This window comes from Aliiroseovarius sp. ABM4_368 (assembly GCF_056161205.1).
Genome location: NZ_JBSWYR010000002.1, coordinates 372,766 through 397,416, shown reverse-complemented (window position 1 = coordinate 397,416; position 24,651 = coordinate 372,766). Strand labels below are relative to the sequence as shown.

Below are 24,651 nucleotides of genomic sequence, written 5' to 3'. Positions count from 1 at the left end.
GACTTAGCGTTTGCTGTCGTCAAGGTCTTCGAAATCGGCATCGACGATATCATCGTCCACGGACGACGGGCCGTCTGCTTCTTCCGAGGGTTCGCCAGCAGCTTCTTCCTGCTGCGACTTATAGATCGCTTCGCCCAGTTTCATGGCCGCTTCGGTCACGTTCTGAACGCCGCCCTTGATCTTGTCAGCCGACGCGTCTTCCTTGGCCAGATCGTCCTTCAAGGCTGCAATTGCCAGCTCGATGGCTTCGATCGTGGTCGGGTCGACCTTGTCCGAATGCTCTTCCATCGACTTCTCGGTCGAGTGGATCAGGCTTTCCGCCTGGTTGCGGGCTTCGACAAGCTCTTTACGGTCCTTATCGGCCTCGGCGTTGGCTTCAGCGTCTTTCACCATTGCTTCGATGTCGTCATCCGACAGGCCACCCGATGCTTGGATGGTGATCTTCTGCTCTTTGCCTGTGCCTTTGTCCTTGGCACCCACTTCAACGATGCCGTTGGCGTCGATGTCGAAGGTCACCTCGATCTGAGGCATGCCGCGCGGTGCGGGCGGGATATCTTCCAGGTTGAACTGGCCCAGGATTTTGTTGTCCGCAGCCATTTCACGCTCACCTTGGAACACGCGCAGGGTCACAGCGTTCTGGTTGTCTTCCGCGGTCGAGAAGATCTGCGACTTCTTGGTCGGGATCGTCGTGTTGCGGTCGATCAGACGGGTGAACACGCCACCCAGCGTTTCGATACCCAGCGACAGCGGGGTCACGTCCAGAAGAACAACGTCTTTCACGTCGCCTTGCAGAACACCGGCCTGAATGGCAGCACCCATGGCAACCACTTCGTCCGGGTTCACACCCTTGTGGGGTTCCTTGCCGAAGAATTTGGTGACCTCTTCGATCACTTTCGGCATGCGGGTCATACCGCCAACCAGAACCACTTCGTCGATGTCGCCAGTCGACAGGCCAGCGTCTTTCAAGGCAGCCTGACAGGGCTTGATCGAACGCTTGATCAGGTCCGATACAAGGCTTTCCAGCTTGGCGCGGGTCAGCTTCATGACCATGTGCAGCGGCGCACCATCAGCACCCATCGAGATGAAGGGCTGGTTGATTTCGGTCTGCGAAGCCGACGACAGTTCGATCTTGGCTTTCTCAGCGGCTTCTTTCAGGCGCTGCAGAGCCATCTTGTCTTTCGACAGATCGACTTGGTTTTCCTTTTTGAACTCATCGACCAGATACTGGACGATGCGCATGTCGAAGTCTTCACCACCAAGGAACGTGTCGCCGTTGGTCGATTTTACTTCGAATAGGCCGTCGTCAATTTCCAGGATGGTCACGTCGAAGGTACCACCACCAAGGTCATAAACCGCGATGGTTTGGGTGTCTTCTTTGTCCAGACCATATGCCAAGGCAGCGGCGGTCGGTTCGTTGATGATCCGCAGCACTTCCAGACCAGCGATCTTGCCGGCGTCTTTGGTGGCCTGACGCTGTGCGTCGTTGAAATATGCGGGCACGGTGATCACGGCCTGAGTGACGTCTTCACCCAGATAGCTTTCTGCCGTTTCTTTCATCTTGCTCAGAATGAAGGCCGAAATCTGCGAGGGCGAGTACTTTTCGCCAGCAGCTTCAACCCATGCGTCGCCGTTGCCGCCATCTACAATAGCGTACGGAACCAGCTTTTTGTCTTTTTCAACAGCTGGGTCGTTCATGTTGCGTCCGATCAGACGCTTCACGGCGAAGACAGTGTTGTCGGGGTTGGTGACAGCTTGACGTTTGGCAGGCTGGCCCACAAGGCGCTCGTCGTCTTTGAAGGCGACGATCGAAGGCGTGGTACGTGCACCTTCTGCGTTCTCAATGACTCGCGGCTGCGAGCCGTCCATGATGGCAACACACGAGTTGGTGGTGCCGAGGTCGATACCGATGACTTTGGCCATGCGTAATATCCTCTCTTAAGGCGATGTTGTCAGGACCGACCTTGCAAAGCATCGGCCCCAGATCCCAGATTTTTACCGGATCAAGAAAACCATCTCCGGCGTCTCGGCGTATATAAGTAGGCAAAATCGGCCCTGCAAGCGGTCCGATGCCCCTTAGGTGGCAAAAATTCCGAGTCAATTTGAGGATTTGGGTGGTTTTTGCCGTTCTGGACGATCAGACGCGCCAAATTGCGCTTACTGACGCGCCGCACGGCTGGCCGAGATATGGCGACGTGTATAGTTTTCGCCCATGAAGCCGATCAGCATAAACACCGCCGAGAAAGCCAGTGGGTAAACCCAGTTCGTATAGTGCGGATTGTAGTTGATGAACACAAACCCGCGCGTTTGGTCCACGATGTGAAACAGCGGATTCCAAGCGAACATCGCGACGATGTAGTACGGCATCGAGTTGGCCAGAAACATCTTGCCGGATGCAATCGTATTGGCGCGCGTATAGATGGTCTGCGAGATGCTGGCGAATTGCGGCATCCAAGGTTTCAAGGCCAGAAATACCAACCCAAAAGCCGCACCGTTGAACCAAGCCAGAAGGATCATCGTCAGGGCTTGCACAGGCTGATAGATCTCAACCGGCTTGAAGCCGATATGATACACAATCAAAATGACCATAATGGTCAATACCTGAATATAAAGCGCCCCCAAAGCGGCGGATACCATGGATACAAACGTGTTCATCGGCGCGTGATGCATCAAAGGGTGCGAGGGGCCAGAGGACCCCGAAACCGCCGCCAGCGTCTTGATGTTCACCATGTACACAAAGATCCCTGACATCAGATACAGCAGGAAGTCCCCCCTGACCGAGTTCCGCATCAGCCCGATGACGGTAAACAGGACATAGAACACGGCAAGCATCAGCATCATCTGCACCATGTTCAGTGCAATCGCCACGATCGGATTGGTATGGGTACTGCGCACGCTGTGCGCGGTCATATGAAATATGACCTCGAGCATCGAGAAGGTCGCAGACAGCCGCGACTTCTTTTTCCTTGCCTCAAACATGGCGAACCCCAAACGGTAATGCGGTTTTTTTATCAGGGAATTCTTGCTGATCCTTTACCGGTTGATCATAAGGGGCTGACAAAATGTTATCAACAGGGCCGGTTTTGGCCTTATTTAAGGAGTTTCGTCTTGGATTTCGACCGTCTGGAAACCGTTATGCGCACGCTGGCTTTGGAAGCTGGGGATGTGATCATGGAGATTTACAACTCGGACGATTTCGACGTACGCGCCAAATCTGACGACAGCCCGGTGACCGCGGCAGACGAGGCGGCGGACGCTTTGATCTCGGCGGGGTTGCGTGCCGCCTTCCCGGACGTGCTTTTGGTGACGGAAGAACAAGCTGACAGCCACAGCGAACAGGCCAGCGAGTTTCTGATCGTGGATCCCTTGGACGGCACGAAAGAATTCATTCACCGTCGTGGCGATTTCACCGTGAACATCGCCTATGTCAAAGATGGAACCCCAATCCGCGGGGTGGTGTACGCCCCCGCAAAAGGTCGCATGTTCTTCACCCGCTCGGGCGGTGAAAGCGTGGAAGAACAAGGGCCGTTCGCGAAAGAGACAGTGGGCACTCTGAACCCGATCAACGTGTCCAAGCCCGATAATGAGGCTTTGTTCATCGTCGCCTCGAAATCGCACCGCGACCAAGCGACCGAAGATTACATCAACAAATACAGCGTGAAAGACAGTAAGTCGGCGGGCAGCTCGCTGAAGTTTTGCCTTGTCGCGACGGGCGAGGCCGACCTGTACCCCCGCGTTGGCCGCACAATGGAATGGGACACAGCCGCCGGTCATGCCGTTCTGAAAGGCGCGGGTGGTGACGTTGTGCGTTTCGACGATCACACTCCGCTGACCTATGGCAAACCGATCTATGAAAACCCGTTTTTCATTGCCTTCGCGCCTGGCGTTGAGCTGCAGAAAGCCTAAGTCGCCATGGCCACTCTGATCGTGATCCCGGCACGCTTCGCCTCGACCCGGTATCCGGGCAAGGCGCTTGCATCACTGCGGGGGGCGACGGGTCAAAGCAAGACCCTAATCCGCCGCAGTTGGGAGGCTGCGCAGGCTGTGCGCGGTGTGGACCGGGTTGTCGTGGCCACCGATGATGACCGCATCCGGGATGAGGCAAAAGGCTTTGGCGCCGAGGTAGTGATGACCTCGGACGCTTGCGAAAACGGGACCGAGCGTTGTGCCGAGGCCCTGACCGCGCTGGGCGAAGGTTTCGACATTATCGTCAACCTGCAGGGTGACGCGCCGTTGACACCTCCGTGGTTCGTGGAAGAATTGGTTGCGGCACTTGAAACTCACCCCACCGCCGAGGTTGCAACCCCGGTTCTGCGCTGTGATGGCCGGGCGCTGGGTGGATTTCTTGAAGATCGCAAGGCTGGACGCGTTGGCGGCACAACCGCCGTGTTCGGAGCCGAGGGTAAGGCGCTTTACTTTTCGAAAGAGGTAATCCCCTACACCCAAGGAAATGGCTGGTCAAAACATGATCAAACCCCGGTGTATCACCATGTCGGCGTATACGCGTACCGCGCTTCAGCCCTTGTTGCATATCCGCATTGGCAGGCCGGTCCTTTGGAGCAGCTGGAAGGGTTGGAACAGCTTCGTTTTCTTGAGCGGGAAAAGCCGATCCAATGCGTCGAGGTTGACGCCAAGTCTCGCCAATTTTGGGAACTGAACAACCCAGAAGACGTCCCCCGGATCGAGACGATTTTGCAGGAGCTTGGAATCGTATAGCCTCAACAAGCTTTCGCCCTTCGGAAAAGAGTCGAGAAAAACACGGCCTTGCCTTAGAATGGCAAAAAAAGACCATGAAGTTTTCAGAATTATCAATTAGAGAATGAACAAATTAGCGCGGTCTTTAGGTGACGCCGTCAATCTTTCACCGGAGAGATGGCTGTTCTAGGATAGGTCCGCGGTTCGTACGAAAGTGAAATTAATGACTCGTAAAGTTACCAAAGCGATCTTCCCTGTTGCTGGACTTGGAACACGGTTCCTGCCGGCTACGAAATCAATCCCGAAAGAGATCATGACGCTGGTGGACCGGCCCTTGATCCAATACGCGATTGACGAAGCGCGCGCTGCTGGCATTAAAGAGTTTATCTTTGTGACCTCGCGCGGCAAAGGCGCGCTTGAGGATTATTTCGACAACTCGCCAGTGCTAGAGCAAGAACTGCGCAAGAAGGGCAAAGATGATCTTCTTGAGGTTTTGAAAGACACCAACATGGAATCTGGTGCCATTGCTTATATGCGTCAACATAAGGCGCTGGGTTTGGGTCATGCAGTTTGGTGTGCACGTCGTCTGATCGCGAATGAACCCTTCGCCGTGATCCTGCCCGATGATGTCATTGCTGCCGAAAAGCCCTGCTTGCAGCAGATGGTGGAAGCCTATGAGGAAACCGGTGGCTGCATGGTTGCAGCGATGGAGGTGCCGCCTGAGAAGGCAAGCGCCTATGGTGTTCTGGACGTGAAAGAGGATATGGGCGAACTGGTATCGACCCGCGGCATGGTCGAGAAGCCTTCGATTGAAGAAGCACCGTCCAATCTGGCTGTGATTGGCCGCTATATCCTGACCCCGGACGTACTGCGCAGCCTGAACGAAAAGAAATCCGGTGCCGGTGGCGAAATTCAGCTGACCGATGCCATCGCGGAAGAGCTGGCTCAGGGTCGCGACGTCTTTGGCTATCGGTTCCGCGGCCAGCGCTTTGATTGCGGATCGAAAGCTGGGTTCCTGCAAGCGACCGTGGCCTTCGGCATGGCCCGAGAAGAGCTTCGGGAAGAGTTCACCGACTATTTGCACGACCTGATGGTTCAAAATAAAGCGGCCGAGTAACTCTGCATGGGGGGTGGCGTGTCCGGTCTGGTGACCGCGTATCGGATGCGCCTGAAACGTCGACGTCTTCTTTGGCGCTCGATCCGGTCCCGACGACAGCTGACCCAGATTACGAACAGCACGGACCTGATACAGAAAGATCAGGTTCTGGCTTTCGTGGTGGCGCGCAATGAAATGCAGCGCCTGCCCCATTTCCTGGCATATTACCGTCGCTTGGGGGTCGGGCATTTCCTTTTTGTGGCCAACGATTGCTCGGATGGCAGCATGGAATACCTAGCGGATCAACCGGATGTGTCTGTGTGGTCCACCGATGCCAGCTATAAATCCGCGCGGTTTGGCGTGGATTGGCTAACATGGCTTCAGTTTCGATACGGGCATGACCACTGGTGTCTGACAGTCGATGTAGACGAGTTGTTGATCTTTCCACATCACGATACACGCAGTATTTCGTCTCTAACCCAGCAGTTAGAGGCTGTGGGCGCGCAGGCGCTGGGCGCGTTGATGTTGGATCTTTATCCCAAGGGTCCGCTGGGCACCGGGTCGATTGATGTGGCTGAAGATCCGATCAAAGCCCTTCCTTGGTTCGATGACGGACCCTATCGCGCAAGCCGCCAAACGCCGATGCAAAACCTGTGGCTTCAGGGTGGCGCGCGGGAACGTGTTTTTTTTCCCACGAACCCAACGCGCGGGCCAACGCTGAATAAGCTGCCCTTGGTCAAGTGGTCGCGTCGCTATGCCTATGCAAACTCGACCCACGCGATCCTGCCGCCGCGCCTGAATCAGGAGTGGGACGGCCCGCCTGCGGTTTCGGGCGACACGCGTCTGTCGGGCGTGCTTCTGCATACGAAATTCCTGCCTCACATCGTCGCGCGCGCGCAAGAAGAGCACCAGCGGCGCGAACATTTCGGACAGCCTGACCAGTTCGACGCCTACTACGATGCCATCGCCGAAACCCCGGATCTTTGGCACGAGAACGCCTGCCGGTTCGAAGATTGGCGGCAACTTGAAGAGCTGGGTTTGATCTCAGCCGGCGAACAAAAGTCGATAAATCATCCATAAGATGTATTCACGCCGAATTGCACAACGATGGGAACACCTGTAAACCTTTGAACAAGAGGCAATAACTTGGCGCGGCTCCAGCCCGGTTGTTTCGTAATGATTTTGCATTTCTTATTGCGGACAGGAAAACGCAGACAGGAACGGGTTTGGGTGTTTGGACTTCATATCGGCTGAGACTGAAACGCAGGCATCGCCTGTTGCGCGCGTTCCGCAAACGGCGCGAGCTGAAAAGCGTTAAGAACCGAACCAGTCAGATAGCACCGTCTGACATCATCGTCTTTTCCACACTGCGCAACGAATTGGTCCGGTTACCCTATTTTCTGAAGTACTACCGCGACATGGGCGTCAATCATTTCGTGATTATAGACAACGGATCCGACGATGGCTCGCGCGAGTATTTGGCCAAGCAAGGCGATGTGTCCCTTTGGACGACACAAGCAAGTTATAAGCGCGCGAAATTTGGGGTGGATTGGCTGAACTGGCTCCAGCGAAAATACGGCCATGGTCACTGGTGCCTGACTGTCGATACGGATGAGCTTTTGGTTTATCCCTTTTGCGATGCCCGCCCCCTTCGGGCGCTTACCGATTGGCTGGATGACAGCGGAGTGCGCAGTTTCGGGGCGATGTTGCTGGATATGTATCCTGAAGGGGCCGTTGACGCCGAACCCTATCGCTCGGGGCAGGATCCGTTAGAGATAACGCGCTGGTTTGACAGCGGTAACTATACGATCCGCAAGAATAAACGTTTCTGGAATCTTTGGATTCAGGGTGGCGTTCGATCGCGTGTGTTCTTCAAAGACAATCCCGAACGCGCCCCTGCCCTGAATAAAGTCCCGCTGGTGAAATGGCACCGGTCCTATGCCTATGTCAGTTCGACCCACATGCTTTTGCCACGTGGGTTGAACCGTGTTTATGAAGTAGGGGGCGGCGAAAGAAGCTCTGGCTGCTTGCTGCACACGAAATTTCTGAACACCTTTCATGAAAAGTCGCAAGAAGAACTCGTCCGCCGACAGCACTATGCCAACAGCCACGAATACCGCGCCTATGACGCCTTGCTTTCTGACGACCTGTCGCTGCGCTGTGATTGGAGCGACGAGTACATCAATTGGAGACAACTCGAGGTTCTGGGCCTGATGTCAAAAGGGAACTGGGCATGAACTTGGGCGTTGTCATGTTGGTGCACGATGCATTGGATCGCGCAACGCAATTGGCGCGTCACTGGGCCAAGCATGGCTGCCCGATGGTGATCCATGTGGATGCGAAAGTGGACAATGATAGGCACGCCAGTTTTGTTGAAAGCCTTTCAGACCTCGACAACATCCTATTTTGTGACCGGCGAGAATGTGAATGGGGTACGTGGTCCTTGGTCGCTGCAAGTCAGGCCGCGTCCGAGCTTATGCTAAAGAGCTTCCCCGATGTGGCGCATGTTCTGCTGGCCTCGGGGGCGTGCCTGCCGCTTAGACCAGTGGCCGAGCTGAAAGACTATCTGAATGAACGGCCCGAGACTGATTTCATCGAGAGCGTCAGGGTTGAGGATGTGCCATGGGCCATTGGCGGGCTGGACATTGAACGCTTCACGCTTCACTTCCCATTCTCGTGGAAGCGGCAGCGCAAGCTGTTTGACGCTTATGTTTGGTTTCAGCGCAAAGTTGGGATTCAGCGGAAGATCCCGTTGGGGACTGCGCCGCATCTGGGCAGTCAGTGGTGGTGCCTGACGCGTCGAACTTTATTGGCGATTTTGGAAGACCCACGCAGACCGGTGAATGACTCATATTTCAGCAGTGTGTGGATCCCTGATGAAAGCTATTATCAGACCCTATCCCGCCAGTATTCGCGTCAAATCGAAAGCCGCTCTCTGACTTTGTCGAAATTCGACTTTCAGGGAAAACCGCATGTGTTCTATGACGATCACCTCCAATTGCTAAGGCGTTCGAACTGCTTTCTAGCACGGAAGATCTGGCGCAAAGCAGATGTGCTCTACAAAGTTTTCCTATCCAATGAACTGGGCCAAGGCGCCAAGGTTGAGCCGAACCCCGGCGAAATTGACCGAATCTTTTCAACGGCGGTCGAGCGTCGAACCCAAGGCCGACCGGGTCTGATGATGCAATCTCGGTTTCCGAACAAGGATTGGGGCAAGGGGATCTCTGCTGAGCCCTATGTCGTTCTGGAAGGCTTTACCGAGCTGTTCACGGATTTCGAAACGTGGCTGTCAGGATTTAGCAAGACCCCCGTTCATGGCCATCTGTTCGCGCCGGACCAAGCCTATTTCGCCGGCGGCGAGACCGAGTATTTCGGCGCGCTCAGTTCCGATGCCACGCTGCGGGACTATGACCCCGGCGCATTCCTGACCAGTCTGATTTGGAACACGCGCGGCGAACGGCAGTGTTTTCAGTTTGGTCCGGCGGACAATCAGGACGTCGCGTGGCGGCTTGTGCGCGACGCAAATGCGCGAATTCATGTGATTTCGGGGGCGTGGGCGGTGCCGCTGTTCCGGTCGAACAAAAAATTTTCAGACATTCGGCGTTTGGCCGCACGCCTTCAGAAGCGTGAAGTTGAACATCTTAACGCGCTTCGTTCGAACCACGCACACGCCCAAGTCAGCATTCAAACCTTATCCGAGTTTGTTTTGAACCCGCTCGAGCCCTTACAGGCCGTCATTGACGAGCTGGGGGTGCACGATCGGCCGACACTTAGCGAAACCCCCGACATGGTGCATCTGGGTGGATTCGGGCAGTTCCTGCAAAACCTGAAAAACCAGGGTATGCATCTGCATCTTGTTGGGGATTTTCCCAGCGATTTGGGTCACGACATTCGCTCGCGGGCCGTAAAGCAACCTGAATTGGTGAAGAAGTGATATGACGATGAAATATGATTGCTTTGTGATTTTCGCAGAGATGCGCACCGGATCGAACTTTCTGGAAAGCAATCTGGATCTGTTCGATGGCGTGAAATGCTATGGCGAGACCTTCAACCCCTATTTCATGGTGAAACCGGAGCTGGAAGAACTATTCGGCGTTACCGTCAAGCAACGGGACAAAAACCCGGTGAAACTGCTTGAGAAAATGAAGGAAAACACTGACGGGATTCCCGGTTTCAGGTTCTTCCATGACCACGACATGCGGGTTTTCGAGCACGTCATTGAAGATCCGCGCTGTGCCAAAGTGGTTCTGACACGCAATCAGGTGGAAAGTTACGTCAGCCGCCGGATTGCCTGGGCCACGCAGCAATGGGCGCTGACAAATGGCAAGGATGTTAAGAAGTTTCGCGTTCGGTTTGACCCAAGCGAATTTCAGAGCTTTTTCTATGAATACAAAGCTTTCCAACTGAAAATCAAAGAGCGGCTTCAGAAAACGGGCCAGACTGCGTTCTATATTGACTATGAAGACACGCAGAATATCGACTGCGTTAATGGTTTGGGCAAGTTTCTGGGCGCCGAGCACGAGATCTCGGGCTTTTCGAGCAAGTTCAAAAAGCAAAACCCCGAGACGCTGGCCGACAAGGTCCGCAATATGGACGAGCTGGTTGAGGCTGTCCGCAACATTGATTTTTTCGATCTTGGTAAGGTCCCGAATTTTGAACCTGCACGCCCGCCTGCTGTACCGACCTATACTACTGCCGAGAATGCTCCTTTGATGTTCCTGCCGATCAAAGGCGGCCCGGTTGCACGGGTGCAGGACTGGATGCAGGGATATGGGGTTCTGTCCACGGATTTCACACAAAAAACACTGCGCCAATGGAAGAACCGGAACAAAGGGCACCGCACCTTTACGGTCGTCCGGCATCCTGTTGCGAGGCTTCATGCAGTCTTTTGCAAGTACTTTTTGCAAGACGGACCCGAAACCCAATCCGAGATCAAAACCGCGCTGCGTGACAACTATGACATCCCGCTGCCCGAGAATCTCCCCGGGCCAGACTGGGATGAAACAGCCCACCGCACAGCGTTTATCGCCTTCGCTGACTTCGTAAAACGAAATTTGGTTGGTCAAACTGGCATCCGCGTTGATGCGGCTTGGGCAACACAATCAGCTGTTTTAAAGGGGTTTTCCGAGTTTCAGCTTCCAGATCGTATTCTGCGCGAGGATGAACTTGAAGATGGGTTAGCATCCCTTGCCAAGGATGTGGGGCTTGGCTCGGCTAAGCTGTCCGCATCGGTTCCGGATGCCCCGTTTACGCTTGGACAGATCTATAACGAAGACGTCGAGGCCGCCGTGAAGGCGGCCTATCAGCGGGATTACATGATGTTCGGGTTTAAGCCTTGGGGCAAAACCTGACGGCGATCAGGCGGCTTTGTTCGACAGGCTGTCCGTCAACAAAGCGTGCAGCGCAGCCGTGTCCGTGTTCGCGCGCAGTTTGGCGCAGATCGATGGATCCCGCATCGACCGCGACACCAAAGCCAGAGCTTTCAGGTGGTCCACACCGGACCCTTCAGGGGCGAACAGTGCAAAGATCAGGTCGACGGGCTGACGGTCTACGGCGTCGAAATCAAACGGATTTTCAACGCGTAGAAAGCAACCGGTCACTTCCGTGACGCCAGTCAGGCGTGCGTGCGGCAGGGCGACGCCGCGCCCTACGCCGGTCGGCCCTAGGTTTTCACGCTCGGACAAAGCCGCAAACGCGTCTTCCGAGTTGATGCCGTAACAGTCATGAGCGATGTCGCCCAAGTCCTGAAACAGACGTTTCTTGGACGACACCGTTGAAATAACCCTTACGGCGGACGGCGACAAAATGTTCGCTAGTTCCATTCTTGACCAATTTCCCGCCCGCCATGGCGGGGGGCCTACGCTTCGTTGTTTACCGGGTCAATCCAGCCGACATTTCCATCTTCACGACGGTAGACGACATTCATACCCTGAGTTTTCTCATTCTTGAAAACCAGTACGGGGGCGTGGGCCAGCTCCATCTGCATGACGGCTTCGCCAACGGAAAGCGACGGGATGCGCGTTTCCATTTCGGCGATGATCATGGGTTGGAGCGTAGCGTCCTCTGCCTCGTCCTGGCCTTCTTCGTTGGCGAGGATATACGAGGATCCTCCGAAAACTTCAACCGGATCGACGCGGTCGCGGTGATGGTCTTTCAACCGACGCTTATAACGGCGCAGTTGCTTTTCCATTTTTTCGGCACATTGGTCGAATGCCGCATAGATTTCGGTCGCGTGACCCTTGGCCTGAGCGGTCAGCCCAGTGGACAGGTGAACAATGGTTTCGCAGACATATTCATGCGCGTTTTTCGAGAAAATGACCTGTGCATCGGTGGGGCGTTCAGCATATTTTTGAACAATTCCGCCGAGTTCATCTTTCACGTGAACCTGAAGGGCCTCACCAATGTCGATCTGCTTGCCACTGATTTGATATTGCATCCTATCTCCTTTGGTCGTTGTAGGAATTTGGCCTTATGCCACGCAGGCATAAAGCGGGAAAACCGTTTGAAAACATGGGGATGTTTTGTCTTTGCAGAGATTTATCCGCCCGATCAGTTCTGGGGCGATCAAATGTGCGAGCCCATGACGGGCGCGGCACGAACGAAGGTTTGCGTGTTCATGCATCACCCTTATTTGGCGACGAGTCGGTGGGGATTGTCAAGCGACCGGGCGTCACTTTCGTCAATTGATCGAGAAATTCTGTCCCAAATAGACGCGTCGAACGTTCTCGTCCTTCACCACTTCATCGGTGGTGCCGCTCATCAAAACATGTCCGTCATGTAGGATGTATGCACGGTCGACGATTTCCAGCGTTTCGCGCACGTTGTGGTCGGTGATCAAGACGCCGATGCCGCGATTTTTCAGGTCGTGTACAAGTGTCCGAATCTCGCCGACAGCAATCGGATCGACGCCCGCGAAGGGTTCGTCCAGCAGCAAATACTTGGGATTCGACGCCAACAAACGCGCGATTTCACAGCGGCGGCGCTCACCGCCTGACAGGGCCATCGCAGGGGTGCGGCGCAGGTGGCTGATTGAGAACTCGTTCAGCAGCTCTTCCAGCCGTTCGCGGCGCTTGTGCCGGTCTTTGGTCGAGATTTCGAGGATCGACAGAATGTTGTCTTCGACGCTCATGCCCCGGAAGATCGACATTTCCTGTGGCAAATAGCCGATCCCGCGGCGTGCGCGGCGATACATCGGCAACAGCGTCACGTCGTGCCCGTCGATGATAACTTGCCCAGCTTCCGGTGTGACCAGTCCTGCGATGGAATAAAACGTCGTGGATTTGCCGCAGCCGTTTGGGCCCAGTAGCGCGACTACCTCGCCTCGGTGCAGTTCCAGATTAACCTCGCGGATCACCGGCTTTTTGCGATAGCTTTTGCGCAATCCGACGATGCGCAGCCCGGCGTCGCCTTGCTCGACTGTCAAATTGGGGGTGGCCATCAGTTCGCTCCGGTCTGGATAATCGACTTTACTCGTCCATCCATCTGACCCTTTCCGGTGGCAAGGTTTACGGTCAGCTTGTCCGAAGACAGGGCGTTCTGGCCTTGTGTCAGGATCACGCCGCCGGTCATTACAACCGTGCCAGACGCGATGGTATAAACTGCCTCGCGCGCTTCGGCTGCTTCAGCGCCGTTTACAAGGGTCACACCGCCAGTCGCATGAAGGCGCGAAATCTCGCCCGTGGTGTCGGCACCAGTCGCGTATTCCACACGCACCTTGCCCGCGCTTAACCGCATATCGCCCTGCCCGATCACAACGTTACCAGAGAAGGTCGCAGCCCCGCTGGATTGGTCCACTTGCAGCTGATCCGCCGAGATCTCGATCGGCAAGCTGCTGTCGTGTTTCAGACCGCCAAACGCAACATTTGCCTGCGCGAAAGCCGCGACAGGCAGGCAGATCGCCAACAGAAGCGAAGCAAGAATACTGCGTTTGATCACCGGGGGTCCCCCTTGTCTTTTGGATCATATATCAGCTTCACCCCGTCCTTGAAAACAAGAACATATCCGCCGCCCTCGCCCTCGGACTGTGAAATGACCGCGTCACCTGCCGACAGATCGCCCATTGGACCTGTCGCTTCGACCGGGCCATTGCTGGCGACATAGGTGCTGTCCATCGTGGTGGTCAGCGTTTCGGACGAGATCCAATAATCTGTTGAGGTGTGCAATGACACGCCACCCGACAGGTTGATCCGGTTCTGGCCACCGTCAATATCCGCTTCGGCTGCTTTGATATTCACCTGCGCCCCGTCCGGAGTTTCGATATCCGCCACAAGGTCTAAGGCCTTGAAATAATTAGAGCGTTCGGCATCCGGAGCTGCGCTGGCTGCCTGAAATTGGATCGCTGCGCCATCCGCTGTCACGCTGGAAAATTTGGGGTTCGAGATCTTTTGCTCGCCCGTCAACTCGTCCAGATTGATCCGTGCATAGGTCACGGACGTGGTCGGGTCGGCGGATTTTGACACCAGAAACATAAGCGACAACAGCACAAGAGAGGCAGCTGGCAGAATAATCTTCAGCCAGCTTACAAGCCGTGAATAGGTGATGCCGGTGCCGGACATGATCAGCTTTCCATTGGGTCTGACTGTTATCTAGCGCAGATGCGCCGGATTCCAAGTCAGCCGCTTAATGCGCAAAGATGTCCTGTTCGGGCCAGCCCGCCAAATCCAACTGCGCACGCATCGGCAGAAAGTCGAAGCAGGCTTGCGCCATGTCGGTCCGACCTTCGCGGGCAAGACGCATGTCCAGCTCTTCACGCAGGCGATGCAGGTGCAAGACGTCCGATGCGGCATAATCCAACTGCGCATCAGTCAACGTTTCCGCGCCCCAGTCGCTCATCTGTTGTTGTTTCGAGATATCGACCTTCAACAACTGATCCAGCAAGTTCCGCAACCCGTGCCGATCCGTATAGGTTCGCACCAGTTTCGAGGCGATCTTGGTGCAATAGACAGGCGCTGTGACCACACCAAACGCGTTCAGCATTGCGGCGATGTCAAACCGACCAAAGTGGAAGATCTTCAGCACGTTGGGGTCTGTCAGCATCTTTTCCAGATTGGGCGCGCTGGTCTGGCCTTTCTCGACCTGCACCATATGGGCGTTACCGTCCCCGCCTGACATCTGCACCACGCACAGACGGTCGCGATGCGGGTTCAAACCCATGGTTTCACAGTCGATGGCTACGACCGGACCAAGGTCCAGCCCATCGGGAAGATCGCGCTTGTAAAGATGGTTGGCCATGTCGCCCTCATTAATGCTTTGCCCCGTGATAGGATGTTTGTGCGCATTGGTGAAGGGTGACAATGCAGAGGAAGAGAATTGCCGCTAGTTTGCCCATACCTCGACCGACCGGATTGAGGGGTCTGCAGCCCTCTCGAACCACCAAAGGTCATCTCCGGTCTCAAGATCGAATACGCGATAGTTCCTACGATCCCAGCCATTGTCGTTCTTCTCAATCCGCGGAGACCCAATCTGGGCAAGTCCACCATTGAAGTGATTAAGATTGAGCCCCGAGACGCCGGAGAATGAGAGCCTGAACTGAGGTTCAGACTCCATATCGTCGCCGAGCTCAACCGCAAGGTTGTAAGAAAGCCGCTTGGCATCCCAAGAGAGGCTGAGCTGTAAAATGAAGAGGTTCTCGAGCCTGCCGCTGTTCACCAACTCAATTGTCGTCTGCGTACCCATAGAAAGCCTCGATGTTAGATGCGTCGGAAGACTATCAGTTGGTTCCCTCAGACATTCAATGAAAAGGCTTACTTGCCGTAATAAAGCCCCACAACATGCTCGGCTTCGGCGAAGAACAGCCAACGGCCCACAATCGCGCCCGCGATGTGCAGTGCCAGCGCGATGAAAGCTGTGACATGTCCGGCTGGCGTAAGCAGAAGTATGGCCGCGGGCAGCACTGCAGCAAGGCCCAGCGCGATCATCCGCAGCTTCTGCGCGTGCTTGCGACCGACGCGATAGACCATCTCGTCCAGCACATAGTTGCCACCGGTGTGGCCGCTTTCGAACATACGCACCTCGCCCAGATGGCCAAGCCCGGTGGCATCGCCCAGTGTGCCACGGTTGGCGGCACGTGCGTCACCTTGCTGCCAATGCAGCCACATAACAACGGCTAGAGCGGCCAGCAGGAACCCGGCGATCTTTGCCTCGCCCGCAAGAAGGGCTCCACCGCCAATAGCGTGCAGCAAGAACAGGGCAGGGGTCAGCGGTTGGTTCCAGCGCGAGATCGTCTTGAGCTGTGTATAGATCATCGAGGTCGTGAAGACCGTGATCAACGCCAGAACAGATCCTATTACACCTGAAAGCGCCATTTCTGCGCCCAGGAAGATCCGTGCCAAAGCGATCAAGCCAAACAGGGTCAGCGTTATGACTGAAGCCACGCCTTCGCGGCTTAACCATGATGTACGCCATTGGCTGAACGCATAGATTGCGTTCTTTTTGTTACCCAAATGGAAGGTCGAGGCCAGCAGCCCCCCGGCCGCCAGAACATAGGCGATGATAAAGAACGCCAGCAACGTCATGCCGCCGACATCGGGAATGCCAAGCCCCATCCATGCCAAAAGCCCGAAGCCAAGACCGGAAAAGGTGGTGAAAATGATAACACTGGGTGCGGGATGCATCCGTTTCCTCCGTCAGAGCTTGTCGAGCGCTTTGTCCAGCCAGCCAAGGAAGCCCTTGGGTTGGTCCGCAACAGCATTCAGCGGCGCTGTGTCCAGCTGATCCTTGGGGCGGGGCGGCAGGTACTTGTTTACGGGCTTGGTGCCCAAATCCGGCATCAGGTCAAACCCGCCACGATCTGCGACCAGCTTCGACACATCGCTGTCTGGGTCGCCAAGATCCCCGAAATGACGTGCGCCAGAAGGGCAAGTGCGTACGCAGGCGGGTACACGGTCTTCTTCCGGCAGGTTTTCGTTGTAAATCCGGTCAACGCATAGCGTGCACTTCTTCATAACACCCGCTTCGCGATCCAGCTCACGCGCGCCGTAAGGGCAGGACCAAGCGCAAAGGCCGCAGCCGATACAGCGATCCTCGTTCACCAGAACGATCCCGTCCTCCTCGCGTTTATAGCTGGCACCAGTCGGGCAGACAGTCACGCAGGGCGCGTCTTCGCAATGCAGACACGACCGCGGCATATGCACGGTTTGCGAGGCACAACCGGATTTCTCGGCCTCGTAACTGAATACGCGGTTCAGGAATGCCCCCGACGGATCCGCGCCGTAAGCATCCTGATCGGACAGTGGCGCGCCATAGTTCTGGGTGTTCCAGCCCTTACAGGCGGTCACACAGCCATGGCAGCCCACGCATGTATCAAGGTCGATAACCAGACCCAGTTTCTTGTCGGTTTTTTCAGGCAAAGCAGTCATCAGATCTTCCTCGCCACAGTTTTGGGGCCTTTGCCCACGGGGGACTTGATCGGCGGGTAGGCAGGCTGGCTTTCCGCTGGTTTAGTCTCGCATTTCTCGATTTTCACGCGCAGATCAAACCACGCTGCCTGCCCCGTAATTGGGTCCGAGTTCGTCCAGCGCAGCCCGTCGCCTTTCGGCGGTTGAAGCTCGCTGATCAGGTGGTTCAAAAGAAAGCCATCGGTGGCCTCTGGTGCGTCTTCGTCCAGCGCCCAGGCACCTTTGCGTTTTCCAATGGCGTTCCACGTCCAGATCGTGCTGCCATTTAGGCCCGCATGATGCGCAACTGGCACGGTGATTTGACCATGGACCGAGGACACAGTGGCAAAGTCGCCGTCTTCGAACCCATGCTCCTCCCAGATTTTGGTGGGCAGATACAGGTAGTTCTTCCCGGTGATCTGACGCAGCCAAGCATTCTGCGTACCCCACGAGTGGTACATGTGCATCGGGCGCTGGGTCAGGGCATGAATCGGGTATTCGTCTGTATCGACATTGCTCTCTTCAAATGGTTCGTACCAGATTGGCAGCGGATCCATCGTTTGGCCAATGCGGTCGCGCAGATTGTCTGGGGGTTGGCGATCTCCGAACCCTTCGGCAGCCAGCTGGAATTTACGCATGGGTTCAACGTACAGGCTGAAGACATAGGGCGATTCTACATCGAAAATCCCGCGTTTCACGGCCCATTCCTGATAGTGCTTGTTCCACGGCTTATAGAAGTTGGCGTTTTCGGGAACGTGGTTGATCCAGAAACCACCATTTTCGATGTATTTGTCGAGTTGAGCAGGATTAGGCTCTCCTCGGCCCTTGCCGTTTCCATCTTCGCCACGCCATCCGGCGAGCGGCCCCACGCCGGGACGACGTTCGTGATTTACGATGTAATCGGCATAGTCTTCGTACTTGGCCGAACCGTCTTCGTTTACGAAACCGGGTAGACCCATTTTGACCCCAAGCTGGATCAAAACAGTCTGGAAGCCTCGCACATCTCGATCGGGCTCAACCACAGGCCAGCGGATCGCATCGGCAGCGCCGTCAGCCTCGCAGATCGGGCGGTCCAGCAGCGAAATACAGTCATGACGCTCCAAATATGTCGTGTCGGGCAGGATTAGGTCCGCATAAGCCACCATTTCCGAGCTGTAGGCGTCAGAATAGATGATGTGCGGGATCACGTAATCGCCGTTCTCGTCTTTGTCGGTGAGCATTCGCATCACCTCGGACGAGTTCATCGACGAGTTCCACGCCATATTGGCCATATACAAAAACAGCGTATCGATTTTGTAGGGATCGCCAGCATGTGCGTTCGAGATCACCATATGCATCAGCCCATGGCTGGACATCGGGTTTTCCCACGTGAACGCCTTGTCGATCCGCGCTGGGCTGCCGTCTTTCTTCAATGCCAGATGCTCGGGTCCGCGCACAAAGCCCAGATGCGGGCCATCGAGGGGTCCGCCAACCGTCACGCCGACATGGGGTGTCGGATGGGCGTCATAGGGCTTGGGGTAGGGCGGTTTGAAGCGGAAACCACCTGGTACCTCGACCGAGCCCAGCAGGATTTGCAGCACATGCAAGGCACGGCAGGTCTGGAAGCCGTTCGAATGTGCGGAAATTCCGCGCATCGCATGGAAGCTGACCGGGCGTCCGATCATCTTGTCGTGTTTTTCACCCTTCCAGTCCGTCCAAGGCTGATCCAGAACGATCTCTTCCTCGAAAGCCACTCGGGCAAGTTCTGCGGCGATAGAACGTATTTTGTCCGCCGAAACACCTGTGCGTTCGGCCACAGCATCTGGTGCGTATTCGTCAGAAAGATAGCGCTCGGCCATCAACTGGAACACTGGGCGGTGTGTTTGGCCCGCATGGCGATATGTCGCTGCCAGATCAGGCATCACGCCGGGTGTGTCATAATCCGCAAGCTTGCCAGTCTCTCGGCAAAGCACCTGTGGCTTGCCCGTTGCGCCACGCAAGAAAAGCCCGGTTTCCGCTGTATTAGGTTCTTCATTTACGATGAAACCCGAGTTGGTATAGCGCGACAGATAGTTCAGATCGACTTGGCCTGCGCGGAAAAGTTCGTGCACCAGCGCAAGAATGAACAGCCCGTCCGTACCGGGGGTGATCCCAACCCATTCATCCGCAATTGCGTTATAGCCCGAGCGGATCGGGTTCACGCCAATCACCCGCGCGCCGCGTTCCTTTAACTTACCCAGCCCGATCTTGATCGGGTTCGAATCGTGGTCTTCCGCCACACCAAACAGCATGAACAGTTTGGTACGGTCCCAGTCGGGTTGGCCGAACTCCCAAAATGCGCCGCCCATTGTGTAAATGCCCGCAGCCGCCATGTTGACCGAGCAGAACCCGCCATGCGCGGCATAATTCGGCGTGCCATAGCTTTGCGCAAACCACGACGTAAAACTTTGGCTTTGGTCACGACCTGTAAAAAACGCCAGCTTCGACGGATCTTTTTCGCGTAACGGACCCATCCAACCGACAGCCATGTCCAGCGCTTCATCCCAGGAAATCTCTTCAAATTCGCCAGATCCGCGCGGCCCGACCCGCTTCAGCGGAGCCCGCAGGCGCGACGGAGCATAATGCTGCATGATCCCTGACGATCCCTTGCCGCATAAAACGCCTTTGTTTACAGGGTGATCACGGTTGCCTTCGATATAGGCGACCTTGCCGTCCTTCATGTGCACGTTGATCCCGCACCGGCAAGCACACATGTAGCAAGTCGTTTTGCGAACCTCATCTGAAACGGGCGGAGAGGTGTCGATCTGGATATTTTCCGGTTTGGTCATCGCGGTTGCTGTTCCTTGGCCGCATTCACGGCTGGGTTGGCAGGCGTCTTTTGACGTAATCCTGTTGGTCTAGATATTAAAATGCCGATTTTGGTAGGGGGTTCGGTAGGACCAGAAACCCCTGGGTTTATGTCCAGATTTTGCTGCATCGCAGCTTTGGTTCGGCGCTGTATGCGTCGCAAAACTGGACCAAAGTAATGTGTAATATTGGAACTTTGGTTCCTCACCGAGGGTACAGTCGCCCTTCTGTCCTTTTCGAAGGGTGTTTTTGCCCAAAAAACTAGAAATATTTCCCAAGTAAGGGCATATCACATCCAACTCATCGGAGGCGCGACATGGATCATCTGCCAATATTTCTGGATATAAAGGATCGGAAAGTGGTCATAGACGGGGGTGGTACAACCGCCGCCCGACGCGTTGAGCGCGCTTTGGATGCGGGTGCGTTGGTGTATGTTTTCGAACCTGACCCGCAGGACGAACTGCTGACATTGCTATCGCGGCCGGGTGTGACGCACCACGCTCGTTTGCCGGAAAAGCAAGATTTCAAGGACTGCATCATCGCCTATGGTGCTTCTGATATCCCCGAGCGGGACGAGTTTCTGCACGCCGCTGCAAAGGCCGAAGGCGCGTTGGTGAATGTCGCGGATGTGAAGCCGCTGTGCGATTTCATTACGCCGTCGATCGTGGATCGCAGCCCAGTGACAATTGCCATATCGACCGGAGGCGCCGCGCCCGTCATCGCCCGTATCCTACGCGCCCGGATCGAGTCACTTTTGCCGTCTGGCTATGGGCGTCTTGCAAGCTTCCTCAGCAGCTTTCGCGGCAAGATCGAGACACATATCACAGGCGGCCGCGCCCGTCGTCGTTTCTGGGAACAGATGATCGAAGGACCGATTGGCGACGCCTTTCTGGCCGGTGATGAAGCCCAAGCCGAAGCGTTGATCGACCAAAGCCTGACCGGCGAAAACCCGGATCAGAAGGGTGGGATTTGGCTGGTGGGCATCGGATCAGGCGCTCAGGATCTGCTGACCTTCCGTGCTCTGTCTGTGATGCAGCGCGCAGATGTGATTATTCACGATGCCGCGGCCAATGCCGACATTCTGGCGCTGACCCGCCGTGATGCGACGCGGATCGCTGCGGATGACACTGCCCTGACCGACTATGCCGGGATGGCGAAAAATGGTCGCCGTGTAGTCTGGTTGGTCTCGGGCGATCCTGCAAGCCGAGCGGATGTAAAATCTTGGATCGCTCGGCTGACCGGGCAGGGGGCCGAGGTTCAAGTGGTTCCAGGTGTCTCTAACACAGGTTATTCCACCCATTCTCAAGGCAATGTCATCTCGTTGACTCAGACTTCGGAAACTGCATCTCATGCCATGAGCCTGTCCCCGCGCGCGTCGCTCTGACCCCGTTGTTTGCGCCGTCATAAATCTGTTACGCCTTCGTCATATCCCGCACGTGTGGGTTCCAACGAAAAGGGCATGACATGACACGCATCGCAATCAACGGACTTGGGCGCATGGGCAAGCTGGTTCTGCGCGATCTGATCGACAACGGTGCGCCGGGCGAGATTGTGCTTCTAAACGATCCCGTGGGTGATGCCGAACAGCACGCGCATCTGCTGGAATGGGACACGGTGCATGGCCGCTGGCCAGCCGAGTTCTCGGCAGGCGAGAACAGCATCATGATCAACGGCCACGAAATGGCCCTCACTGGATCGTGGACATTGGATGCTTTGCCGCTGGAAAAACTGGGTGTCGATATGGTGATCGACTGCACCGGCGCTTTCAAAACCAATGAAAAACTGGCTCCGTACTATTCCGCAGGTGTCAAAAAAGTTGTCGTGTCCGCCCCCGTGAAGGAAGAGAACGCGCTGAACATTGTCTATGGCGTGAACCATGACCTGTATGACGGGCATGATCTGGTGACGGCCGCGTCCTGCACGACGAACTGTCTGGCTCCTGTTGTAAAGGTGCTGCTGGATCAGATTGGCATCAAGCACGGCTCGATGACCACCATCCATGATGTGACGAATACACAAACCATCGTGGATCGTCCCGCCAAAGACCTTCGGCGCGCACGGTCTGCGCTGAATTCGCTGATCCCGACTTCGACCGGTTCAGCAAAGGCGATCACCCAGATTTTCCCCGAGCTGACAGGGCGCTTGAACGGCCATGCTGTGCGCGTTCCGCTGCTGAATGCTTCGCTGACCGATTGCGTGTTCGAGGTCGAGCGCGAAACCACGGCCGAGGAAATCAACAGCTTCTTCAAAGAGGCCGCAGAGGGCGATTTGAACGGCATTCTGGGCTACGAGGATCGCCCGCTTGTGTCCGCCGATTACACTAACGACCCGCGCAGCTCGATCATTGATGCGCTGTCGACGATGGTGGTCAACGGTACGCAGGTAAAGATCTATGCCTGGTACGATAATGAATGGGGTTATGCCTGCCGCTTGGCCGATGTTGCCCGCATGGTCGGAGCCTCGATATGAGTCTAACCGAGCCCAAACAGGGGCTTGCGGCATATATAGCCGTCACAGCTGCCTATTGGGCGTTTATGCTGTCGGATGGTGCGCTGCGGATGCTCGTGCTTCTGCATTTCCATACGCTGGGCTTTTCGCCCTTTACGTTGGCTTGGCTTTTTCTGCTTTACGAGTTCATGGGCGTTGTCACCAACCTGTCGGCGGGCTGGATTGCGGCGCGGTTCGGTCTGACCTCGACGCTCTATGCGGGTCTATCCCTGCAGATTGTGGCGCTGGTTGCCTTGTCGCAACTGTCAACGGACTGGGCAGTTGTGACCTCGGTCATCTATGTAATGGTCGTGCAAGGCATGTCTGGTGTGGCCAAGGATCTTTCCAAGATGTCATCCAAAAGTGCGGTGAAACTTCTAGCGCCCGAGGGCGACGGGCTGTTTCGCTGGGTGGCGATCCTGACCGGATCGAAGAACGCAGTAAAAGGGTTCGGTTTCCTGTTGGGTGCAGCTTTGCTGGCTTTGATCGGATTTACACCATCTGTTGTCGCAATGGCGGTTGTACTGGGCGCGATCCTAATCGGCGTGGTTGCCTTCATGCCGGCAGGGCTTCCGAAGGGCTCGAAATCTGCCAAATTCTCGCAAGTTTGGTCGAAAGACGCGCGCATCAACAAGTTGTCCTTGGCGCGGATGTTCCTATTTGGCGCGCGCGACGTATGGTTCGTTGTGGGCATCCCGGTCTATTTCCACGCTGTGGTCTCGGACGGCACGCATGCCGGCGATCGCAGCGCGTTTTTCCTGATCGGCAGCTTTATGGCAGTTTGGATCATCGCATACGGAGCTGTGCAGGCTTGGGCGCCAAAACTACTGAAAGCGGCGCAACGTGACCCAGATGAATTCCCGCGATTGGCTGTGTTCTGGGTCGGTATCTTGACTGTCGTGATCAGCGCGCTTGCCTTCGCCGCGCTGTTCCCCGGCCCATGGTTAACGTCGGTTCTGGTCGCAGGTCTTCTGATCTTTGGTTTTGTCTTCGCTGTGAACAGCTCGCTCCATTCCTATCTGATTCTTGCCTTCACCAAGGCCGAGCGCGTGACGATGGACGTTGGCTTTTACTATATGTCGAACGCTGCGGGTCGTTTGATCGGCACGCTTCTGTCCGGCCTGTCCTATCAGATCGGAGGTCTGCCATTGTGTCTTGGCACCGCCGCCGCCCTGTCCGCTGCCAGCTGGCTGGCTGCACGCCAGCTTGCCAATCTGGATCACGCCGCCTAGCCTTCGGGCATGGATTACTCAAAGCTGATTGACGACGAAATTTGGCGCTTCATTCGCGAGACGGAGGCGCATTATCCCCCAGACGCCGTAAACCAATCTGCCGCTCAGCAGCGCAAGGTTTACGATAACATGTGCCGTGCGTTCTTTGCGGGCCATCCCGATGGGTTGAACGTTCGGGACGATGTGGTCGAAGATGTGCCAATCCGTATTTATGAACCGGAAAATCCACAGGGCACCGTGGTCTATTTCCACGGCGGAGGTTTCGTGGTCGGCGGACTGGACAGCCACGACGATGTGTGTGCTGAAATCGCCCATGAAATAGGGTTGCGCGTGGTCAGTGTGGATTACCGCCTTTGTCCCGAACATCCGCATCCTGCTGCGTTCGATGACGCGGTAAAGGCAGTCAAATATACGTCTCTAACATGGCCCAAACCACTAGTTTTGGTTGGAGACAGTGCGGGAGGAAACCTTGCTGCTGCATGCTGTCACGCCTTGCGCGGGCGGGTCGAAATCGCTGGCCAAGTCCTGATTTATCCCGGTCTGGGCGGAGATATGACCACAGGGTCCTATATCGATCACGCCAACGCGCCGATGTTGTCGATGGAGGACCTGAAATTCTATAATACGATCCGCTTTGCGACACAGCCAGTTGGACCGGATCCCACGGCCGCTCCACTTGAGGATACGGACTTCCGTGATCTGCCGCCTACTGTCTCGATTACAGCGCAATGCGATCCGTTGGCAGATGATGGGGGCACCTATCGTGATGCTATTCTTGCAGCAGGTGGCAAGGCCGTTTGGCTTAATGAAGAGGGGTTGGTGCATGGCTATCTGCGTGCACGCCATCAGTCTGAACGCGCCCGCCGCAGCTTTGTTCGGATTGTCGACCAAATCGGAATGCTGGCACGTGGCGAATGGCGTCACTGATCCGCCTTTCCACCGG

At 55.8% G+C, this 24,651-nt stretch carries 23 protein-coding genes; 11 read left to right on the top strand and 12 right to left on the bottom strand.

Features of this window, described 5'->3' with window-relative positions:
- Positions 1–3: 3 nt before the first annotated feature.
- Positions 4–1,920 carry a molecular chaperone DnaK gene (dnaK, locus tag ACXAH3_RS07855; RefSeq protein WP_474861519.1) on the bottom strand — a complete coding sequence of 639 codons (1,917 nt, stop codon included), beginning with the start codon at positions 1,918–1,920 and terminating at the stop codon, positions 4–6.
- A gap of 234 nt (positions 1,921–2,154) precedes the next feature.
- Entirely contained in the window at positions 2,155–2,976 is an 822-nt protein-coding gene (locus ACXAH3_RS07850) for an ABC transporter permease (protein ID WP_474861518.1), read from the bottom strand.
- 129 nt (positions 2,977–3,105) lie between these two features.
- Here ACXAH3_RS07850 and cysQ point away from each other — a divergent pair, with 129 nt between their 5' ends.
- From cysQ to ACXAH3_RS07815, 7 genes are all read left to right on the top strand, one after another.
- Positions 3,106–3,903: a 3'(2'),5'-bisphosphate nucleotidase CysQ gene (cysQ, locus tag ACXAH3_RS07845; RefSeq protein ID WP_474861517.1), complete on the top strand. Its 798-nt coding sequence runs from the start codon at positions 3,106–3,108 to the stop codon at positions 3,901–3,903.
- Positions 3,904–3,909: 6 nt separating this feature from the next.
- Positions 3,910–4,713: a 3-deoxy-manno-octulosonate cytidylyltransferase gene (locus ACXAH3_RS07840; protein WP_474861516.1), complete on the top strand. Its 804-nt coding sequence runs from the start codon at positions 3,910–3,912 to the stop codon at positions 4,711–4,713.
- Between the two features lie 202 nt (positions 4,714–4,915).
- On the top strand, positions 4,916–5,809 hold the full coding sequence (gene galU, locus ACXAH3_RS07835) for a UTP--glucose-1-phosphate uridylyltransferase GalU (protein WP_474861515.1): 894 nt from the start codon (positions 4,916–4,918) through the stop codon (positions 5,807–5,809).
- Between the two features lie 18 nt (positions 5,810–5,827).
- Positions 5,828–6,868: a glycosyltransferase family 2 protein gene (locus ACXAH3_RS07830; protein ID WP_474861514.1), complete on the top strand. Its 1,041-nt coding sequence runs from the start codon at positions 5,828–5,830 to the stop codon at positions 6,866–6,868.
- 146 nt (positions 6,869–7,014) lie between these two features.
- Positions 7,015–8,025, top strand: a complete 1,011-nt coding sequence (locus tag ACXAH3_RS07825) for a glycosyltransferase family 2 protein (RefSeq protein ID WP_474861513.1) — start codon at positions 7,015–7,017, stop codon at positions 8,023–8,025.
- Positions 8,022–9,722 (top strand): DUF5927 domain-containing protein, encoded by a 1,701-nt coding sequence (locus ACXAH3_RS07820; protein ID WP_474861512.1) that lies wholly within the window; start codon positions 8,022–8,024, stop codon positions 9,720–9,722. Before ACXAH3_RS07825 ends, ACXAH3_RS07820 begins: the two co-directional genes overlap by 4 nt.
- A 1-nt stretch (position 9,723) precedes the next feature.
- On the top strand, positions 9,724–11,139 hold the full coding sequence (locus tag ACXAH3_RS07815) for a nodulation protein NodH (RefSeq protein ID WP_474861511.1): 1,416 nt from the start codon (positions 9,724–9,726) through the stop codon (positions 11,137–11,139).
- Positions 11,140–11,145: 6 nt separating this feature from the next.
- On the opposite strand, the gene ACXAH3_RS07810 is transcribed toward ACXAH3_RS07815, so the two are convergent.
- The 10 genes from ACXAH3_RS07810 to ACXAH3_RS07765 form a co-directional block, all read right to left on the bottom strand.
- Complete coding sequence (locus ACXAH3_RS07810) at positions 11,146–11,610, bottom strand: PTS sugar transporter subunit IIA (protein WP_474861510.1); 465 nt, start codon at positions 11,608–11,610, stop codon at positions 11,146–11,148.
- Positions 11,611–11,645: 35 nt separating this feature from the next.
- Complete coding sequence (hpf, locus tag ACXAH3_RS07805; protein ID WP_474861509.1) at positions 11,646–12,224, bottom strand: ribosome hibernation-promoting factor, HPF/YfiA family; 579 nt, start codon at positions 12,222–12,224, stop codon at positions 11,646–11,648.
- A gap of 243 nt (positions 12,225–12,467) precedes the next feature.
- Entirely contained in the window at positions 12,468–13,226 is a 759-nt protein-coding gene (gene lptB / locus ACXAH3_RS07800; protein WP_474861508.1) for an LPS export ABC transporter ATP-binding protein, read from the bottom strand.
- Entirely contained in the window at positions 13,226–13,723 is a 498-nt protein-coding gene (lptA, locus tag ACXAH3_RS07795) for a lipopolysaccharide transport periplasmic protein LptA (RefSeq protein WP_474861507.1), read from the bottom strand. The genes lptB and lptA overlap by 1 nt, the downstream gene beginning before the upstream one ends.
- Positions 13,720–14,343, bottom strand: coding sequence for an LPS export ABC transporter periplasmic protein LptC (gene lptC, locus ACXAH3_RS07790; protein WP_474861506.1), 624 nt, complete (start codon positions 14,341–14,343; stop codon positions 13,720–13,722). The genes lptA and lptC overlap by 4 nt, the downstream gene beginning before the upstream one ends.
- A 64-nt stretch (positions 14,344–14,407) precedes the next feature.
- Complete coding sequence (locus ACXAH3_RS07785) at positions 14,408–15,019, bottom strand: ribonuclease D (RefSeq protein WP_474861505.1); 612 nt, start codon at positions 15,017–15,019, stop codon at positions 14,408–14,410.
- A gap of 84 nt (positions 15,020–15,103) precedes the next feature.
- Positions 15,104–15,463: a hypothetical protein gene (locus ACXAH3_RS07780; protein ID WP_474861504.1), complete on the bottom strand. Its 360-nt coding sequence runs from the start codon at positions 15,461–15,463 to the stop codon at positions 15,104–15,106.
- A 68-nt stretch (positions 15,464–15,531) separates the two neighbouring features.
- Positions 15,532–16,401, bottom strand: a complete 870-nt coding sequence (locus ACXAH3_RS07775) for a dimethyl sulfoxide reductase anchor subunit family protein (RefSeq protein ID WP_474861503.1) — start codon at positions 16,399–16,401, stop codon at positions 15,532–15,534.
- A gap of 12 nt (positions 16,402–16,413) precedes the next feature.
- A complete protein-coding gene (locus tag ACXAH3_RS07770) occupies positions 16,414–17,145 on the bottom strand; it encodes a 4Fe-4S dicluster domain-containing protein (protein WP_474861502.1) in 732 nt (243 codons plus the stop codon).
- Positions 17,145–19,970, bottom strand: a complete 2,826-nt coding sequence (locus ACXAH3_RS07765; RefSeq protein WP_474861501.1) for a molybdopterin oxidoreductase family protein — start codon at positions 19,968–19,970, stop codon at positions 17,145–17,147. The genes ACXAH3_RS07770 and ACXAH3_RS07765 overlap by 1 nt, the downstream gene beginning before the upstream one ends.
- 335 nt (positions 19,971–20,305) lie before the next feature.
- Here ACXAH3_RS07765 and ACXAH3_RS07760 point away from each other — a divergent pair, with 335 nt between their 5' ends.
- The 4 genes from ACXAH3_RS07760 to ACXAH3_RS07745 all read left to right on the top strand — a co-directional run bounded on the left by ACXAH3_RS07760 (position 20,306) and on the right by ACXAH3_RS07745 (position 24,635).
- Positions 20,306–21,373: an NAD(P)-dependent oxidoreductase gene (locus tag ACXAH3_RS07760; protein ID WP_474861500.1), complete on the top strand. Its 1,068-nt coding sequence runs from the start codon at positions 20,306–20,308 to the stop codon at positions 21,371–21,373.
- An 80-nt stretch (positions 21,374–21,453) separates the two neighbouring features.
- Entirely contained in the window at positions 21,454–22,458 is a 1,005-nt protein-coding gene (locus tag ACXAH3_RS07755; protein ID WP_474861499.1) for an ArsJ-associated glyceraldehyde-3-phosphate dehydrogenase, read from the top strand.
- Positions 22,455–23,708, top strand: a complete 1,254-nt coding sequence (gene arsJ / locus ACXAH3_RS07750; RefSeq protein ID WP_474861498.1) for an organoarsenical effux MFS transporter ArsJ — start codon at positions 22,455–22,457, stop codon at positions 23,706–23,708. The genes ACXAH3_RS07755 and arsJ overlap by 4 nt, the downstream gene beginning before the upstream one ends.
- Positions 23,709–23,717: 9 nt before the next feature.
- Positions 23,718–24,635, top strand: a complete 918-nt coding sequence (locus tag ACXAH3_RS07745) for an alpha/beta hydrolase (protein ID WP_474861497.1) — start codon at positions 23,718–23,720, stop codon at positions 24,633–24,635.
- Positions 24,636–24,651 lie beyond the last annotated feature (16 nt).